13 protein-coding genes are annotated in these 16881 nt (G+C 70.6%); 4 read left to right on the top strand and 9 right to left on the bottom strand.

Going from position 1 to position 16881, the window contains the following annotated elements; genetic code table 11:
• Positions 1 to 73: 73 nt before the first annotated feature.
• Positions 74 to 2212 (top strand): hypothetical protein, encoded by a 2139-nt coding sequence (locus R0232_RS06410; protein WP_208509985.1) that lies wholly within the window; start codon positions 74 to 76, stop codon positions 2210 to 2212.
• Between the two features lie 21 nt (positions 2213 to 2233).
• Here the strand turns inward: R0232_RS06410 and R0232_RS06415 are convergent, their stop codons facing one another.
• On the bottom strand, positions 2234 to 3691 hold the full coding sequence (locus tag R0232_RS06415; RefSeq protein WP_093353708.1) for a PLP-dependent aminotransferase family protein: 1458 nt from the start codon (positions 3689 to 3691) through the stop codon (positions 2234 to 2236).
• Positions 3692 to 3888: 197 nt separating this feature from the next.
• Between R0232_RS06415 and R0232_RS06420 the strand changes: the two genes are divergently transcribed.
• Positions 3889 to 4266 carry a hypothetical protein gene (locus tag R0232_RS06420; RefSeq protein ID WP_431511592.1) on the top strand — a complete coding sequence of 126 codons (378 nt, stop codon included), beginning with the start codon at positions 3889 to 3891 and terminating at the stop codon, positions 4264 to 4266.
• Between the two features lie 9 nt (positions 4267 to 4275).
• Here R0232_RS06420 and otsA read toward each other — a convergent pair whose 3' ends face one another.
• From otsA to R0232_RS06445, 5 genes are all read right to left on the bottom strand, one after another.
• On the bottom strand, positions 4276 to 5661 hold the full coding sequence (gene otsA / locus R0232_RS06425; RefSeq protein ID WP_208507779.1) for an alpha,alpha-trehalose-phosphate synthase (UDP-forming): 1386 nt from the start codon (positions 5659 to 5661) through the stop codon (positions 4276 to 4278).
• Complete coding sequence (locus R0232_RS06430; RefSeq protein ID WP_431511593.1) at positions 5658 to 7712, bottom strand: glycoside hydrolase family 15 protein; 2055 nt, start codon at positions 7710 to 7712, stop codon at positions 5658 to 5660. Before R0232_RS06430 ends, otsA begins: the two co-directional genes overlap by 4 nt.
• Positions 7709 to 8509 (bottom strand): trehalose-phosphatase, encoded by an 801-nt coding sequence (gene otsB, locus R0232_RS06435; protein ID WP_431511594.1) that lies wholly within the window; start codon positions 8507 to 8509, stop codon positions 7709 to 7711. The genes R0232_RS06430 and otsB overlap by 4 nt, the downstream gene beginning before the upstream one ends.
• Positions 8510 to 8598: 89 nt before the next feature.
• Positions 8599 to 10461, bottom strand: coding sequence for an ATP-binding protein (locus R0232_RS06440; RefSeq protein WP_431511595.1), 1863 nt, complete (start codon positions 10459 to 10461; stop codon positions 8599 to 8601).
• A 110-nt stretch (positions 10462 to 10571) separates the two neighbouring features.
• On the bottom strand, positions 10572 to 11831 hold the full coding sequence (locus tag R0232_RS06445; protein WP_431511596.1) for a multifunctional CCA addition/repair protein: 1260 nt from the start codon (positions 11829 to 11831) through the stop codon (positions 10572 to 10574).
• A 167-nt stretch (positions 11832 to 11998) separates the two neighbouring features.
• On the opposite strand from R0232_RS06445, the gene R0232_RS06450 reads away from it, so the two are divergent.
• Positions 11999 to 12724 (top strand): OmpW/AlkL family protein, encoded by a 726-nt coding sequence (locus R0232_RS06450; RefSeq protein WP_093353568.1) that lies wholly within the window; start codon positions 11999 to 12001, stop codon positions 12722 to 12724.
• A 54-nt stretch (positions 12725 to 12778) separates the two neighbouring features.
• Here R0232_RS06450 and R0232_RS06455 read toward each other — a convergent pair whose 3' ends face one another.
• The 3 genes from R0232_RS06455 to R0232_RS06465 all read right to left on the bottom strand — a co-directional run bounded on the left by R0232_RS06455 (position 12779) and on the right by R0232_RS06465 (position 16172).
• On the bottom strand, positions 12779 to 13462 hold the full coding sequence (locus R0232_RS06455) for a glutathione S-transferase family protein (RefSeq protein WP_208507777.1): 684 nt from the start codon (positions 13460 to 13462) through the stop codon (positions 12779 to 12781).
• 114 nt (positions 13463 to 13576) lie between these two features.
• A complete protein-coding gene (locus R0232_RS06460) occupies positions 13577 to 14164 on the bottom strand; it encodes an MgtC/SapB family protein (RefSeq protein ID WP_431511597.1) in 588 nt (195 codons plus the stop codon).
• Between the two features lies 1 nt (position 14165).
• Positions 14166 to 16172: a transglycosylase SLT domain-containing protein gene (locus R0232_RS06465; RefSeq protein ID WP_431511598.1), complete on the bottom strand. Its 2007-nt coding sequence runs from the start codon at positions 16170 to 16172 to the stop codon at positions 14166 to 14168.
• Positions 16173 to 16208: 36 nt separating this feature from the next.
• Here R0232_RS06465 and R0232_RS06470 point away from each other — a divergent pair, with 36 nt between their 5' ends.
• Positions 16209 to 16826: a 5-formyltetrahydrofolate cyclo-ligase gene (locus R0232_RS06470; protein ID WP_057596551.1), complete on the top strand. Its 618-nt coding sequence runs from the start codon at positions 16209 to 16211 to the stop codon at positions 16824 to 16826.
• Positions 16827 to 16881 lie beyond the last annotated feature (55 nt).

A 16881-nucleotide genomic window follows, 5' to 3' on the forward strand; every position in this document is an offset into this window, starting at 1 on the left:
CGCGCGGGCCAGAACACTCGAGCCGAGGGGGTTCATGGAGAACCTTCGTTGACGCAAAAAAAGGAGTGTTCCCATGACTGGTTCCAAGAGGGTGTTCTCGCGTTCGGGCATGTCGCTGGCGAGTGTCGCGGCGTTGCTGGCGCTGGCGGCATGCGGGGGTGGAGGCGGCGGTGGCGGTGGTGGCTTTCCCTTCGTCGGCGTCGCGCCGCCGCCGGCCCCTGCGCCTGCGCCGCAGAAGCAGGAAGTTGCCGTCGTGAATGTCGGCGCATTGCGCAACGCCAACGTCTTCCTCGACAAGAACGGCAACGGCCTGCTCGACGGTGGCGAGCCTAGCGGCAGGACCGACGCGGCGGGCAAGGCGAGCCTCGAGATCGACGCCGCGGACGCCGGTAAGTACCCGGTCGTCGCGCTGGTGGGCACCGATGCCGTCGATGCGAAGCTCGGGCCCGTGAAGACGGCTTACGTGCTCAAGGCACCGGCCGACCGGCCGGGCCGCGTGAGTTCGCTGACCACGCTCGTGCACTACCTGAGCATCGGATCGGGCGCAACCTCCTCGGAGGTCGACGCCAACCTGCGCGCGCAGCTCGGTCTGGGCGGCAGCCTGTTCGACGACTACACCGCCAACGGCGACCTGCTCAGCGGTGCCACGGCCGCGAGCCTCGTCGCCTTTTCGCAGCTCGTGTCGAAGTCACTCGCCGATCGCATCGGGACCGCGGACATCAGCGGCGGCAGCATTACGGCGGGCGACATCGCGCAGGAGACGCAGCACAAGCTGCTCGAAAACCTCACGTCGGTGCGCTACATGACGAACGAGAAGTTCTCGCGTGACAGCTGCGCCGGCGGCATCGACAGCAAGTCCTGCCAGGACCTGATCACGGGACAGGTGACGTTTCTCGCGACGAGCACGCAGGACGTCCTGCTGCTGCCCGACAACATCGGCGTGGCCGTCGGTGTCGCCAAGCTGGCCGCGAGCGCGTCGTCCACCGCTACCGCCACTGCGGCACCGGCGCCCAGCGCCACCCTCGACTGGTTCAGTCTGTCGGACAACAACAACTGGTACCGGCGCCTGCTGGTGTCCACCGCGGCAGAGAACACGCCGGTGGACGGACTCACCGTGTTCCGCGACCGACGTGAGCGCAACGTGGCCGGCACCATCACGAACTGGTCGAGCGGCGGTGATCCGTCGCGCGCCGGCGACCTGCACTGGAGCGGCAGCGCCTGGCTGAGCTGCGCGGACACGAAGCACACGAGCACCGTGCGCGACGCGTTGGGACGCAGTACCTCGAACTACTGCGGCGGCCTGAACGTGAGCAAGTCGCGCCGCAGCGACATCGACATCGGCGGCCAGAAGCTGGCGGACGTGGTGAACCGCATCAAGGCGTTCCCCTACAAGAGCAATGGCTCCTACGGCTCACGTTTCGCCGACTGGGGCCCGCAGGCCACGGCCGCGGCCATCGCCGCTGATCTTGGCAACGCGACCTTCCCGGCCGGCGCGCTGCTGCGCGTGCAGACCAGCATCGACGTGGCCAATGCCTACGCCTACGACGTGCGCGACAGTTCGAAGGTGCAACTCTATCCGGCGGAGATTGCGCAGGGTGGCGACAACACGGCGGGCAGCGTCCCCTGCGGCGCCACTCCGCTGCCGGCCGTCGCGCGGATCGCGACGCTGGAAACCCTGATTCAGCGCAGTCCCGGCAAGGCTTGCGTCTTCGGCTTGGGCACGCTCGACGGTGCCAACGGTACGTTCAGCAGCGGGCCGAAGAACGAATGGTGGGGTGCCACCTCGGTCGACCTCGGCACGGTCGGCGGCGCGCCGCTGGGCACCACGGAGACCATCACCGGCTACTACACCGGCAACAGCATGATGCGCGTGAGCTTCGCAGGCGGCAGCAGCAACGCCGTGACCTTCCTGCAATGCCAGCAGCGCGTGATCAACGGTTCGCCGCGCAACTGCATCGCGGTCGGTTCGGGCACCTACAAGATCGAGACGCTGGGCGATGCGCGCGTACTGAGCTTCAGCCAGGCCGCCGGGTTCGCCGTCTACATCGACTACGAGCGCGTCTTCATCGAACGCGGCGGCGAGGTGATCTATGGTTACAAGTCGAAGGCGGTCGGCAAGCAGCAACTGCGGCTGAACATCACGGCCTCGAATGCATTGTTCGCCGCTTATGCCGGGAAGGGGGCTGCGGGGCTGACGCCGATCGCGCCCTGAGCGTCGGGCCGCTCAGGCCGTTCAGGCGGCCCGGCGCGCCGCGGCGCAGCATTGCGCCGCGAGCTCGCCGAGCCGCTTCAACCCCGCATCGATGGCCGGCGAATAGGGCCAGCCGCAGTTGATGCGCAGGTAGTGGTCGAAGCGGCCCGAGTTCGAGAACATGGCGCCGGGCGCGATCTGGATGCGCTCGGCCAGCGCGGCCTCGAACAGGGCATTGGCGCCGATGCGCTCGGGCAGCTCCAGCCACAGCTGCAGCCCGCCGCGCGGCAGGTTGAGCCGGGTGCCGGCGGGGAAGTAGTTCGCGATCGCCTCGGCCGTCTGCTCGCGTTGGCGGCCCAGGTGCTCGCGCAGCCGGCGCAGGTGGCGGTCGTAGCTGCCCGTGCCCATGAATTCGCCGGCCGCGAGCTGGGCCAGGTCCTCGTTGTTGCGGGTCTGGGCGTACTTGAGCATCTCCACGCGCGCATGCCAGCGCCCGGCCGTGATCCAGCCCAGGCGCAGGCCGGGCGCGAGGATCTTGTGCAGCGAGGCGCAGTAGATGACGTTGCCCGTGCGGTCCCAGGACTTGAGCGCGCGCAGCGGGGTCTCGCTGTCGACCAGTTCGCTGTAGGAGTCGTCCTCGATCACCGGGATGCCGTGGCGCTCGCACAGCTGCGCGAGCCGCTGCTTGTGCGCGTCGGGCATCACGCTGCCCAGCGGGTTCTGCAGGTGCGGCACCACGGCCACGGCCTTCACGTTGTCGTAGGCCTGCAGCGCGAGCTCGAGCGCCTCGATCGAGATGCCGGTCTGCGGGCTGGTCGGGATCTCGAGCGCGCGCAGGCCCAGGCTCTCGAGCACCTGCAGCAGGCCGTAGAAGGTGGGCGACTCCACGGCCACCGTGTCGCCGGGCTGCGTGACCGCGCGCAGCGCGAGGTTCAGCGCCTCGATGCAGCCGTTGGTGACCAGCACCTCGTCGGGTGGGATCGTCATGCCGATGCGCAGGCTGCGCTGGGCCAGCACCGCGCGGAACTGCGCATTGCCCTTCTGCGGCGTGGCCGAGGTCAGCAGCTCGGGCTTGTGGCGCAGCGCGCGCGTCATCGCATTGCGCAGCGCCTCGGCCGGATAGAGCTGCGGCGCGCCGCGCGCGATCGCGAAGTTCAGCGTGTCGCCGGCCGTGCGGCCGCGCACCACGAAGTCGGACACGCGCGCATGGATGCCCACGTACTGCGCCGGATCGGGCGGCAGCACGGTCAGCGGCTCCTCCATCGGCGCGATCGCGAGCCGGCGCGGCCGGCGCACGAAGTAGCCCGAGCGGTCGCGCGCCTCGACCCAGCCGTCGCTCTCCATGGCGCGACACAGTTGCAGTGCGGTCGACAGGCTGATGGCATGCAGCCGCATCAGGCTGCGCAGGGAGGGCAGGCGGTCGCCCTGCTTGAGCGAGCCGGTGTGGATCGCGTCCACGTAGCGCGCCGCCAGTTGCCGATAGAGCGGTAGCGAGTCCATGGCGTCGATGCTCGCGCGATCGTTCATTGGAAAACAGATGCAGTTGCGAGGGAAAACGACCATAACAGATGGCCGTCGGCCCTGGCTGTTCCGGTGCGAATCGCGCCGGCGTGTGCCTGTTTTCCGGGCGGGGGAATTTCTACGATCGAAGCGCGCCCAGCCCTTCCTTCACCGACTTCCGAACCCGAGGTACCGCCATGATCACCACCCTCTCGCAAGCCCCCGATGCCGTCTTCCTCGAAGCCGGCGATTCCTTCCGCACGGCGGTGGACGCCGGCACCTGGCTGCAGGTGGCCGAGGGCCGCGTGCGGGTGTCGGCGCCGCCGCGCTGGATCGGCGAGGCCGTGTGGACCGCGCACACGGTGCTCGGCGAGGGCGAGACGCATGGCGTGGAGCATGGCGGCTGGATCGAGCTGACGGCGCTGTCGCCGGTGCAGTTGCGCATCCATGCGCCGATCGCCTTCGCGCGGCGGCTGCCCGCGCGGGCCGAGCCGCCGGCCGAGCCGGTGTCGGCCGCCTGGGCCGTGCCGCGGCGGCCGGTGATGCGGCTGATGCAGCTGCTCACCGGCTGGTGAGCGGCCGCGTCAGCGCACGCTGGCCGCCTCGCGCAGCGTCTCGAGGAAGCTGCGCCGCCACCAGTGGATGTCCTGCTCGCGGATGCGCGAGAGCAGCGCCTGGTGCCGCTCGCGCCGCTCTTCCAGCGGCATCTGCAGCGCCTGCTGCACCGTCTCGGCGGTGCCGTGGGTGTCGTAGGGATTGACCAGCAGCGCTTCCTTCATCTGCTCGGCCGCGCCCGCGAAGCGCGACAGCACCAGCACGCCGGGGTCGGCCGGGTCCTGCGCCGCCACGTACTCCTTGGCGACCAGGTTCATGCCGTCGCGCAGCGGCGTCACCAGCCCCACGGCCGCGGCGCGGCACAGGCCCGGCACGCGCTTGCGCGCGACCATGCGGTGGATGTAGCGCACCGGCATCCAGTCGAGCTCGCCGTAGTCGCCGTTGATGGCGCCGCACAGCGACTCGAGCTCGCGCCGGATGTCGGCATAGGCATCGACCGTCTCGCGCGTGGGCGAGGCGATCTGGATCAAGGTGGCGCTGCGCCGGTTCTCGGGGTAGTGGGCCAGCAGCTCGCGGAAGGCGCGCACCCGGTTCGGGATGCCCTTGGAGTAGTCGAGCCGGTCGATGCCCAGCAGCAGCCGGCGCTGCGAGTACTCGCGCTTCATGGTCTCGTACATGTCGCGCGCTTCCTTGGCATGGGTGAGCGCCGCGAACTCGTCGACGTCGATGCCGATCGGAAAAGCCGCCGCGCGCACCGTGTTGCCGTAGGCGCGGTACATCTCGCCGCCCAGGCTCTCGCCCTTGGCCTCGTTGTGCACGTAGTGCTCGAAGTGCTGCACGTCCTGCTGGGCCTGGAAGCCGATCAGGTCGTAGGCGAACAGCGAGCGCATCAACCATTCGTGCTGCGGGATCGCCGCCATGATGATCTGCGGCGGCAGCGGGATGTGCAGGAAGAAGCCGATGCGCTGCTTGCAGCCCATGGCGCGCAACTCGGCGGCCAGCGGGATCAGGTGGTAGTCGTGGACCCAGATGACGTCGTCGTCCTTCAGCAGCGGCATCAGCTTGCGCGCGAACAGCTGGTTCACGCGCCGGTAGCCGCCGATGAAGTTGGCGTCGAAATGGGCCAGGTCGAGCCGGTCGTGGAACACCGGCCACAGCACGTCGTTGCTGTAGCCGAGGTAGTAGCTGTCGTGGTCCTCGCGGCTCAGGTCGATGGTGGCCAGCGTGACCTTGCCGGCCTGCTGGCGCCGCAGCTCGCCCTCGCCGGTCGGGCCGCCCTCGACGATCTGGCCGCTCCAGCCGAACCACATGCCGCCCGATTGCTGCAGGCTCTCGCCGAGCGCGACGGCCAGGCCGCCGGCGGCGGGCTTGCGCGGGTCGGCCACGCGGTTGGAGATGACGACGAGGCGGCTCATATCGCTGAATCCCAAGGAGCGGAGAGGCGCATCGCCGCGTTGATGATCCCGACCATGGAATAGGTCTGCGGGAAGTTGCCCCACATCTCGCCAGTGACCGGGTGCGTGTCCTCGGACAGCAGCCCGAGCGGATTGCGCGCGGCCAGCATGGTCTCGAAGATCTGGCGCGCCTCGGCCTTGCGGCCGATCTTCGCGAGCGCGTCGATGCGCCAGAAGGTGCAGATGTTGAACGCGGTCTCGGGCTTGCCGAAGTCGTCGGCCGCCTCGTAGCGGCGCATGTAGGGGCCGTCGCACAGCGACTTCTCCATCGCGTCGACGGTCGAGACGAAGCGCGGATCGCGCGCGTCGATCAGGCCCACCTCGGCCATCAGCAGGATGCTGGCGTCGAGCTCGCGGCCGCCGAAGCTCTCGGCGAAGGCCTGGCGCTCCTCGCTCCACGACTTGGCGAGGATCTCCTCGCGCATGCGCGAGGCATGGCCGTGCCAGTAGGCGGCGCGCTCGGCGAAGTTGATGCGGTTCTCCGCGGGCTTGCCCGAGGAGGCGGCCTCGGCGCGCGCGGTCTTGTCGAGCGCGCGCGCGATCTTCGCGAGCCGGTCGCAGGCGGCCCAGCTCATGAGCGCCGAGCTGGTGTGCACGCGCGCGCGGGTGCGCAGCTCCCACATGCCGGCGTCGGGCGTGCCGTAGACCGCGATCGCGCGCTCGCCCACGGCCTCGAGGTGCGGAAACTCCGCCTCGCCCGCGCGCTGCAGCAGCCGGTGGTCATGGAAGGCCTGCGCGGCCCCCAGCACGATGTTGCCGTAGACGTCGTGCTGGAAATGCTCCTGCGCCTGGTTGCCCACGCGCACCGGGCCCATGCCGCGGTAGCCGGGCAGGGTCTCGACGAAGGACTCGGGCAGCTCGCGTTCGAGCCCGATGCCGTACAGCGGCTGGATGTGCTCGCCGTGCGAGCCGATCACCACGTTGCCGAGCCAGCGCAGGTAGTCCTCCATGGTGCCGACCTCGCTCAGCGAGTTGAGCGCGCGCACCACGAAGAAGGCATCGCGCAGCCAGCAGTAGCGGTAGTCCCAGTTGCGCTGGCTGTCGGGCGCCTCGGGGATGCTGGTTGTCATCGCGGCCACGATGGCGCCGGTGTCCTCGTACAGCGACATCTTCAGCGTGATGGCCGCGCGGATCACCGCGTCCTGGTACTCGAAGGGGATCGCGAGCCGCTTCGACCACACGCGCCAGTAGGCGATGGTCTCCTGCTCGAAGCGGCGCGCGGTGTCGGCGATGCCGTCGAGCAGGGTTTCGTCGACGCCGAACATGAAGTTGTATTCGCGCGAGACCACGAAGGGCTGGCGCGCGAGGATGTGCGAGATCGAGGCGTCGGTGTTCAGCCTGAGCGTGACGTCGGGGCCGACGTAGCGGATGTGGTTGCTGCCGCGCGTGACCTCCACCGGCTCGGTCGCGCCCCACTGGAAGCGCGGGTCGAGCGCCACGCGCATGCGCGGCGCGCCGGCGATCGGGCGCACGCGGCGCACCAGCATCAGCGGGCGGAAGTAGCGCGCGCGGCTGTAGAAGCGCGGCGCGAAGTCGGTGATCTCGATGCCCTGGCCCGCGCTGTCGAACAGCTGGGTGCGCAGCACGGCGGTGTTCGGCTCGTACCACTGCCTGGCTTCGGCGAAGTCCTCGATCTCGAAGCCCCAGGCCGCGCCGCCTTCGCCCGGATGCAGCAGGGCGTTGAACACCGGGTCGCCGTCGAAGCGCGGCAGGCAGCACCAGACCACGCGTGCGCGCGCATCGACCAGCGCGCTGAAGGCGCAGTTGCCGATCACGCCGAGGTTGAGCGAGCAGTCGGCCGGGCGCGGAAATTCGCGCGGCTTGGGCGCGGCGGCCGTGCGTTCGTCGACCGGCGCATCGTCGTCGGGGCCGGCCGCGCCGGCCACCGCTTCGCCGCCGCGGTCCTCGGGGGCCTTGGGCAGTTGCCGCGCCTGCGGGTCCTCGTGCCGGCCGGCGGGTGCCGCGTCGGCGGCCGTCGATGGTCGTTGTTCTTCCTGCTGGGTGTCGCTCATCCGGGATTCCTTGGCGAAGCTTCTTCGGGTGCGGGTCGCGGTGCGTTCGCGAGCTGGTCGCGCGCCTGCACCAGCCATTCGTAGACGGCGCGCGGCGACTCGAGCCGGTGCTGCGCGAGGCTCGGACCCGAGCCGACCTTGATGCCGACGCCGCCGCGCGGCTGCACCACGGCGAAGCCGCTCTCGTCGGTGGTGTCGTCGCCCGCGAACACCGGCACGCGGCCCGCGAACGGCGGCTCGTGCATGAAGGCGTCGATGGCGATGCCCTTGTTGACGCCGGCGGGCTTGACCTCGAACACGAACTTGCCGTGCAGCAGCTCGAGCTGCGGCCGATCGGCGATGGCGCGCGACATGGCGTCGCCGCACACGGCCTCGAGCTGCGGTGCGAGCCGGTAGTGCAGCGCGATCGCCGCGTGCTTGCGCTCGACCAGCAGGCCTTCGTGCACGCGCGCGAGCTCGTTGGCGATCTCGAGCACGGGCACCAGGTCGGGCGGATGCTGCTCCTGCATCGCGCCCTTGGCATCGCGGCGCTGCACGCCGTGCTCGCCGGCGGCCGGCAGGCGCAGCGGCGCAAGGAAGCGGTCGAGCACGTCGATCTGGCGGCCCGACACCACGGCGAGGGCGCCGCCGAGCAGGTCCTTGAGGTCGCCGAGCAGCGCGACCAGGGCAGGGGGGACTTCGATCGCCTCGGGCGTGGCCGCGAGGCCCACCAGGGTGCCGTCGAAATCGAGGAAGAGGGCCGCGTCCCGGCCCAGGGGAGGAGGCAGCGGATCGTTGCTGCGGATGGGATTGGACATCGTGAAAGACCTTAGCACGGCCCCCGCGCGCGCCGTGTCGGCCAAAACCGGACGTGCCCCGGGGCCGGGGCCGCGACCTGCGCGCAGGCTCAGGGCGCGGCGCCGGGCGCGAGATCGGCCAGCGCGCGCAGCAGCGCCGTGGCCTCCACCGGCTTGAACAGCACCGGCACGCCCGAGGCGCGCACGCGCTGCAGCCGCTCGGGCGCGGTCTCGCCGGTCACCAGCATCAGCGGCGCGGCGAGGTCGAAGCGCGCGCGCAGGCGCTGGCCGACGTCGAGGCCGTTGTCGCCGTTGGCGAGCCGGTAGTCGCACAGCAGCGCACGGAAGGGCGCCGGGCCCGATGCCAGCAGCGCGGCCGCTTCCGCCTCGCCGGCCACGGCCTCCAGGTCGATGCCGTGGGCCTGCAGCAGCTCGGTCATCGCCGCGCGGATCTCGGCGTCGTCGTCGATCAGCAGGATGCGGCCCGGCACCGGGGCCGCCGGGGCGGGTACGGTTTCGGCGCGGACGGCCCAGGGCCCGGCGGCGGCCTGCGCGTCGCAGCGCGGCAGCACGAGCCGAAAGCGCGTGCCGCGTCCCACGCGCGAGCGCAGCTGCACCGGATGGCCGAGCAGCCGCGAGAGGCGGCGCACGATGGCCAGGCCGATGCCCAGCCCGTGCGAGCGCTCGCGCCCGGGGTTGTCGACCTGGTAGAACTCCTCGAACACGCGGTCGAGCTGGCCCGGCGCGATGCCGATGCCCGAATCGACCACCTCGATCCACACCGAATCGCCGAGCCCGTTGCCGTTGCGCCGCACGCGCGCGCGCACCGACACGCCGCCGCGGGCCGTGTACTTGAGCGCGTTGTCGAGCAGGTTCGACAGCATGCGGTGCAGCAGCCGCGGATCGCTGCGCACCCACAGGCCACTCGCACGCAGCCGCAGCTGCAATTGGCGCTGCTCGGCCTGCGCCGCGAACATGGGATTGAGCGCGCGGAACAGCACGTCGAGCGAGACCGGCTCGAGCGCCGGCTCGACCACGCCGGCATCGAGGCGCGAGACGTCGAGCATGGTGTCGAGCGAACTGCCGAGCGCGTTCACCGCGCGCATCAGGCGCTGCGCGTTGCGGCTTTGGGGATGCTCGTTCTCGAGCGCGGCGCCGAACAGCGCAATGGCATGCAGCGGCTGGCGCAGGTCGTGGCTGGCGGTGGCCAGGAAGCGGGTCTTCTCGATGCTCGCGCGCTCGGCCGCGGCGATCTGCTCGCCCAGGCGCTCGGCCAGCGCCTCGTTCTCGAAGCGCAGCACCAGCGAGTCGGTGAGCAGCCGGTGCTGCTGCTGGCCCACGCGCAGCGTGAACAGCAGGTAGGCCAGGCTGAACATCGACAGGAACAGGTGCATGCCGTCGCCCTGCCAGGCCAGCGCGGTGATCAGGCTCAGCATCATCGGCAGCGTGTAGCCGTAGAGCGCGGGCTTGAGCGGCCACAGCAGCTGCATGGCGCGCGCGCAGCTGCCGATGACGACCACCGTGAGCACCGAGGTCGCGGACAGGTCGTCGCGCGAGATGAACAGCCAGGGCGCGGTGGCGGTCGCCAGGCTCACCAGCGTGACGGTGCGCGCATGGCGGCGCGCCCACAGCGGGGTCTGGTCCAGCGGCAGGTCGGCATGCCAGCGCGGCATCAGGTACAGCGCCAGGCCGAGCAGCAGGTGGGCCGCCATCCAGGCCAGGATCCAGGCGCGCGGCGCGGCGATGTACATCGCGGCCCCGAGCGCGACGCCGAGGCCGAAGTGCACCACGATCGAGGCGTCGTAGGCGCCGTAGACCGAAGCCAGGTGCTCGCGCAGCACGCGCAGCGCCAGGTCCTGCGGCACCGCGGCCGCGACCGCCGGCGCGGCGTGCGCCGGGGCCGGGGCCGGGGGCGGGGCCGGGTCGGACGAGGGGCTGGGTGGCGTGGGCGGGGTGGCGATCACCCGGTCCATGCTAGCCGTGGCGTCCGGCCCGGGAAGTGCCCTAAGTCATGCAACCTCCGCCATAGGCGTGAAGACATGCCGCGACGGGCGTGGTATTGCGCGCCGGGGCGGTCGGCCGTTCAGCCGGCCGCGGCCTTCACGGCGTCGATGCGCGCGCGGTGGATCGCCTCGCCGATCTTCGGGCCGGTGGCGCCGGCCTGCTGCGCCTGGCGCGCGACCGCGTCGGTGGCCACGGCCGCGGCCACGGCCAGCACCGCGAGCAGGCGCTCGCGCTGCGGATAGTCGCGCTGCTCGAAGCCGAGCCGGCCGCGCGCATCGCATTCGCAGGCCAGCAGCGCCTCGGCGAAGCGCGCGGGCTTGCGGAAGGCATCGCAGCGCTCGAGCAGCCGTACCAGCGCGGCGGCGTCGAGCTCGCCGCTGCGGTGGATGTTGCCGTGCTCGCGCGCCACCACCTCGGCCAGCTCGCGGAGGTCGACCGGCACGCGCCAGCGATCGCACACCGCCTGCAGCAGCTCGGCGCTGCGCTTCTCGTGGCCGATGTGGCGCGGCAGGATTTCCGGATCGGTGGTGCCCTTGCCGAGGTCGTGCATCAGGCAGGCGAAGCGCACGCCCAGCGAAGCCGACAGGCGCGCGCTGGTGTCGAGCACCATCATCAAATGCACGCCGGTGTCGATCTCGGGATGGTGCTGCGCGGGCTGCGGCACGCCCCAGAGCCGGTCGACCTCGGGCAGCAGCACCGCGAGCGCGCCGCAGGCGCGCAGCACCTCGAACATGCGCGAGGGCCGCGTCTCCATCAGCCCGCGCGAGAGCTCCTGCCACACGCGCTCGGGCACCAGCGCATCGACCTCGCCGGCCGCGACCATCTCGCGCATCAGTGCCAGCGTGTCGGGCGCGACCTCGAAGTCGTCGAAGCGCGCGGCGAAGCGCGCCACGCGCAGGATGCGCACCGGGTCCTCGCGGAAGGCGTCGGTGACATGGCGCAGCCGCTTCTCGCGCAGGTCGCGCTGGCCGTCGAAGGGATCGGCCAGGTCGGCGGGGGCGGGGTCGAAGCTGCCGTCGGCGGCCACGCGCTCGGCCGGCAGCGCGATCGCGTTGATGGTCAGGTCGCGCCGCGCGAGGTCCTGCTCGAGGCTCACGTCGGGCGCGGCGTGGATCACGAAGCCGCGGTAGCCGGGCGCGCTCTTGCGCTCGGTGCGCGCGAGCGCGTACTCCTCGCGCGTCGATGGATGCAGGAATACCGGGAAGTCGCGCCCCACGGGCAGGAAGCCCCGTGCCACCATGTCCTCGGGCGTGGCGCCGACCACGAGCCAGTCGTGGTCCGACACCGGGCGTCCGAGCAGGCGGTCGCGCACCGCGCCGCCGACGAGATAGGTTTTCATGCGCGCAGTGTAGGGATACCCCGCAGGGCTTAAAAAGAACGGTCGTTCGATAATCTCCGAGGCAAATCGAACGATCGTTCGCTCGTTCGATGCGCTCGAACGCCTCACCGGCGGCAGACCGGCACCGCGTTTGGAGGGGGAATTTCAACCAAAGGAGTATTCACATCATGAAAAAAACCATGTTGGCGTTGGCAGCCCTCGGGGCACTGACGTCCGGCAGCGCCTTTGCACAGAAGGCCGGCGACTGGGTCGTCGGCGCGGGCTGGTTCCATCTCTCGCCACAGGACAAGAGCAAGCCGCTGATGCTGACCTCGCCGGTGCAGAGCGTGCTCGCCGGTTCGGGCGCCAGCGTCAGCGATTCCGACACGCTCGGTCTCAACGCGGCCTATTTCCTCGACGACCACTGGGCCGTGGAAGGCGTGCTGGGCATCCCGCCGAAGTTCAAGCTCGAAGGCACCGGCACGCTGGCGCGCGTGGGCGAACTGGGCAAGGCACGCCAGTGGAGCCCGACCATCCTCGGCAAGTACTACTTCAACGACGGCAATGCCGCCTTCCGGCCCTTCGTGGGCCTGGGCGCCACCTACGTCTGGTACAGCGGCGTGCAGATCACCAGCAACCTGCAGGAAGCGCTCGGCAGCCAGCTGCGCCAGCGGCCGCTGTCGACCGTGACCACCGCCAAGCTCGACAGCTCGTTCGCGCCCGTGCTCAACGCCGGCCTGGCCTACCAGTTCGACAAGCACTGGGGCATTTCCTTCTCGGTCTCCTACATCCCGCTGAAGACCAAGGCCAAGCTCACGACGACCTCGATCACGGGCCTGCCGATCGCGACCAGCGAAGCGCGCCTGAAGCTCAATCCGATCGTGACCTACGTGGCGGCCACCTACCGCTTCTGACCGGACACGACGCGGCCTGGCCGGCTCGCGCCGATCGACGACAGCGAACGACGATCAGCGCGAGGTCCGGTAGGGCTCGTCGAAGGCCACGAAATCCTGCTCCGCGAGCGCCTGCTCGATCCACGCGGCGACGCCCGGCAGGGCCGCCACGCGCTCGATGTAGGCCTGCGCCGCGGGCGGCACCGGCAGCCCATAGCTGCGGATGCGCATGCACACCGGCGCGTAGAAGGCATCGGCGATGCCGAACTCGCCGAACAGCATCGGGCCGCCATGGGTGTCGAGCAGTTCGCTCCACATGGCCGCGATGCGCTCCAGGTCCTCGACCACGCCGGGCTGTTCCTTCAGCACGCGCGCGCCGACCTCGGCCAGCGAGGCCTCGATGTTCATCGGGAAGTGGTTGCGCAGGTTGCCGAAGCCCGAGTGCATCTCGGCGCTGACGCTGCGCGCGCGGGCCCGCGCGGCCTTGTCGCGCGGCCACAGCGCCTTGTCGGGGAACTGCTCGGCCAGGTACTCGGCGATGGCGAGCGAATCCCAGACCGTGATGTCGCCGTCGATCAGCACCGGCACGCGCGCCGTGGGGTTGACCGCGCCGACCACGGCCTTGAAGTTGGAGCCGGCCTCGAAGGCGTCGAAGCGCACCATCACTTCCTCGAAGGGAATGCCGGCCTGCTTGAGCAGCACCCAGGGACGCATGGACCATGACGAGTAGTTCTTGTTGCCGATGTAGAGCTTGAGCATGGGATTCCTCCGGTTGGTTTCGTGGCAAAGCCTTCGATGCTAGGGCGCGGGCGCCGCGCGATTGATACCGTTTGCGGCGCGCATTGATGACGGGCGCGGCCCGCACGCCGGCGGCTATCGCCGGTCGCTGTCGTCGGTGCGCAGCGGGGGCTCGCTGCTCGAGGCGATGACGCGCGGCGCGGCGCGGCCGGCTGCCTCCTCGCCCTTGGGTGGCCCGATCACGCGCTCGATCAGGCTCACGAGCCGCGGCACGAACTGCAGTACCACCAGCGCCAGCAGCGCGCTGATGACCGCCGTGGCCTCGCGGCCCAGGCCGCAGGCCATGCCGATCGCGGCCGTCATCCACAGCCCCGCGGCGGTGGTGAGGCCCTGCACGTGGTGCTCGTCCTTGCCCTGCTTGAGGATGGTGCCCGCGCAGAGGAAGCCGACGCCGGCCACCAGGCCCTGGATCACGCGGCTCATGTCGGCTGGCACGATGCCGGTCTGCTGCGGCACCAGCACGAACATGGCCGAGCCGATGGCCACCAGCATGTGGGTGCGCACGCCGGCCGCCTTGCCCTGCTGCTCGCGCTCGAAGCCGAGCACGAAGCCCAGCAGCGATGCGAGCAGCAGCCGCACCAGGATGCGCGTGAGCTGGGCGAGGTCGCCCACGTCCGAGAACTCGGCGGCGATGGTGTCGAGGACCTCGTCGCGCCAGCTCATCTCAGGGCAGGTCCTTGTTGGGCTCGGGCATCGCGGCGTCGCGCGGGCCGACCCGGCCCAGGCGTTCCTTCAGCGACTGCGGCCGGCCGGTGATGATCGCGGCGTAGTTGGTGGTGTTGGCCAGCACCTTCTTCACGTAGTCGCGGGTCTCGTTGAACGGCACGTTCTCGGCCCAGATCGCGGCATCGAGCACCGGGCCGTTGCGCCAGCTGCGCGGGCGGCCCGGGCCGGCGTTGTAGGCCGCGGCGGCCAGCGCCATCGAGTCGTCGAAGTCGTCGAGCGCGAGCTTCAGGTAGTTGGTGCCGATGGTGATGTTGGTCTCGCGGTCGTTGATCTGGCCCGGCGTGAAGTCGGTCATGCCGATCTTGCGCGCGGTCCAGCGCGCGGTGGCGGGCATCACCTGCATCAGGCCCGAGGCGCCGACGCCCGAGCGCGCGTCCATGATGAAGCGGCTCTCCTGGCGGATCAGGCCGTAGACGTAGGCCGGGTCGAGGCCGATGTCCTGGCTCTTGCGCAGCACGGTGTCGTGGAAGGGCATCGGGAAGCGCTGCTCGACGTCGATCACGCCCTTGGTGCGCTCGCTGGTGTTGATGCAGCGGTCCCAGACCTCGCGCTGGCAGGCGAAGTCGGCCGCGGCCAGCAGCGCGCGGTCGTCCATGCCGCCCCGGTCGTGCAGGTTGGTGGCGTAGTTCCATTCGCGCGTGCCCTCGGGGCGCAGGCCGATCGCGATCGCATAGAGGCCGCGGTTGAGCGAGGGGTTCAGGCGCGCGGCGTTGCGTTCCTCGGGCGTGAGCGGCGCGGGCCGGGTGGCGGCCATCACGCGCTGGCCCAGCTCCTCGAGCGCCAGCATCTCGTAGAAGCCGCGCGTACCCGCGATGCCCTGGTAGAGCTCGCGCGCCTGGGCGCGGCGCTCGTCGCCGCCGGCATTGACCAGCGCGCGCGCCTTCCAGTAGGTCCAGGTCGGGTCCTGCTGGCTGGCCTCGCTCATGGCGTTGATGGCGGGCGCCACGTCCTTCCACTGGCCGGCGCGCAGCGCGGCGCGCACGCGCCAGCCGAGCATGTCGTCCGACAGGTCGGCGTTCTTCGTGACGTTGCCGAAGTAGCTCACGGCCTGCGGCCAGAGCTTGATCGCCGACTGGCGGCCGATGGTGCCCCAGATCCAGTTGCGCTCCTCGGCCGAGAGCATCGCGCTCCACTTGGCGTCGAGCTGCGAGGCGGCCTGCTCGGGGTCGGCCATCGCGATCTTGATCAGCGCCAGCGTGACCAGCTCGCGGCGCGACTTGGCGGCCACGGGCCCGCGCGTGACGAGGAACTTGGCCGCGCTCGCGTTGACCTCCTCGAACAGCGGCAGCGCATCGGGCGAGGCCAGCGTGACGGCGCCGCGCGCGGCCTGCGGCCGGTTGGCCTCGATGGCCAGGCGCGCCTTCTTCCAGGCGTCGTTGGGCGTGAGCAGGCGCGCGGCGATCATGCGGTCGGCGGCCGTGAGGCAGCCGTCGTCGCTGTCGCGCTGGGCGAACCAGTTGCGCCGGATCTCGTCGGCCTGGGCCTGGGTGGCGCTGCCGCTGCGCAGCGCGTCGACCAGGATCGCGTAGCAGCGCACCTGGGCGTCGTCGCCCATGCGGAAGCCCGCGATGGCGGCCGAGAAGTTGTCCCAGTCGCGGCGCTGGCCCGTGAGCAGCAGCCAGTCGTTGCGCAGCCGGTCTTCCTGGTAGGTGCCGGGGTAGCGCGCGAAGAAGTCCTGCACCTCGTTCGCGCCGGCTTCCTGCAGCCGCGCCTTGAGTTCCCAGTAGGCGGCCCAGGGTTCGAGCACGTGGCCGCGGGCCTGAGGCAGCAGCGCCGCCAGCCGGGCCTTGTCGCCGCGCTGGAAGGCCTGCTTCATCTGCAGCAGCACCTCGTCGTTGGTGTTGCCTTGGGCCGATGCGGACGCGGGCGCCAGGAGGGTCAGCGCGCAGGCCGCCAGGGCCGAAAGAACCAGTGCCGGCGCGACACTGCGCGGGCGGCGGCACATGGATGCCAAAATGCTTGGAAACTGCATCGGGAGATTATGGACAAGTCAAAGGATGCCGCCACGTCGGCGACGGCGAGTTTTCTCAAGGATCAGCTGCGCAAGGCATTGATCGAACAACGTCTGGGCATGCCCGACCGGCTGACACGCGCGGACCTGCTGCAGCGCGTGATGCGCATCTGGCTGGTCGGCCGGCCCGACACCGTGATCGGCGCCTACTGGCCGATCAAGGGCGAGTTCGATCCGCTGCCCGCGCTGCATCGGTGGAAGGAGGACGGTGAACTGATCGACGAGCCGCAGCGCCGCCGCATCGGCCTGCCCGTGATCGACAAGGTCCACAAGACCCTGACCTTCCACGCCTGGTACCCGGGCTGCCAGATGGAAGAGGACGCCTACGGCATCCCCAAGCCCAAGGACACCGAGCTGATCGTGCCGACCCTGCTGTTCGTGCCCTGCGTGGGCTACAGCGCGGGCGGCTACCGGCTCGGCTACGGCGGCGGCTTCTACGACCGCACGCTGGCCGCCCTCGAGCCGCGGCCCTTCACGGTCGGCCTGGGCTTCGCGAACGGCTTCCTCGAGGACTTCGAGCCCGAGGCGCACGACCTGCCGCTCGACGCGATCCTCAACGACAACGGGGTGGTCTGGCCGATCGGCTGAGCGGCTGCTTCCTGCGCATACGGGCGCCCGGCTTCGAGCCGCGGCGCCCTTTTTC

The organism is Variovorax sp. DAIF25 (assembly GCF_050711835.1).
Classification (GTDB): Bacteria; Pseudomonadota; Gammaproteobacteria; order Burkholderiales; family Burkholderiaceae_C; genus Variovorax.

Coding starts and splice junctions, on each gene's coding strand:
- R0232_RS06455 (WP_208507777.1), bottom strand. CDS start 13,462: ATGCTCAAGCTCTACATCGGCAACAAGAACTACTCGTCATGGTCCATG.
- R0232_RS06470 (WP_057596551.1), top strand. CDS start 16,209: ATGGACAAGTCAAAGGATGCCGCCACGTCGGCGACGGCGAGTTTTCTC.
- R0232_RS06410 (WP_208509985.1), top strand. CDS start 74: ATGACTGGTTCCAAGAGGGTGTTCTCGCGTTCGGGCATGTCGCTGGCG.
- otsA (WP_208507779.1), bottom strand. CDS start 5,661: ATGAGCCGCCTCGTCGTCATCTCCAACCGCGTGGCCGACCCGCGCAAG.
- R0232_RS06460 (WP_431511597.1), bottom strand. CDS start 14,164: ATGAGCTGGCGCGACGAGGTCCTCGACACCATCGCCGCCGAGTTCTCG.
- R0232_RS06420 (WP_431511592.1), top strand. CDS start 3,889: ATGATCACCACCCTCTCGCAAGCCCCCGATGCCGTCTTCCTCGAAGCC.
- R0232_RS06430 (WP_431511593.1), bottom strand. CDS start 7,712: ATGAGCGACACCCAGCAGGAAGAACAACGACCATCGACGGCCGCCGAC.
- otsB (WP_431511594.1), bottom strand. CDS start 8,509: ATGTCCAATCCCATCCGCAGCAACGATCCGCTGCCTCCTCCCCTGGGC.
- R0232_RS06445 (WP_431511596.1), bottom strand. CDS start 11,831: ATGAAAACCTATCTCGTCGGCGGCGCGGTGCGCGACCGCCTGCTCGGA.
- R0232_RS06450 (WP_093353568.1), top strand. CDS start 11,999: ATGAAAAAAACCATGTTGGCGTTGGCAGCCCTCGGGGCACTGACGTCC.
- R0232_RS06465 (WP_431511598.1), bottom strand. CDS start 16,172: ATGTGCCGCCGCCCGCGCAGTGTCGCGCCGGCACTGGTTCTTTCGGCC.
- R0232_RS06440 (WP_431511595.1), bottom strand. CDS start 10,461: ATGGACCGGGTGATCGCCACCCCGCCCACGCCACCCAGCCCCTCGTCC.
- R0232_RS06415 (WP_093353708.1), bottom strand. CDS start 3,691: ATGGACTCGCTACCGCTCTATCGGCAACTGGCGGCGCGCTACGTGGAC.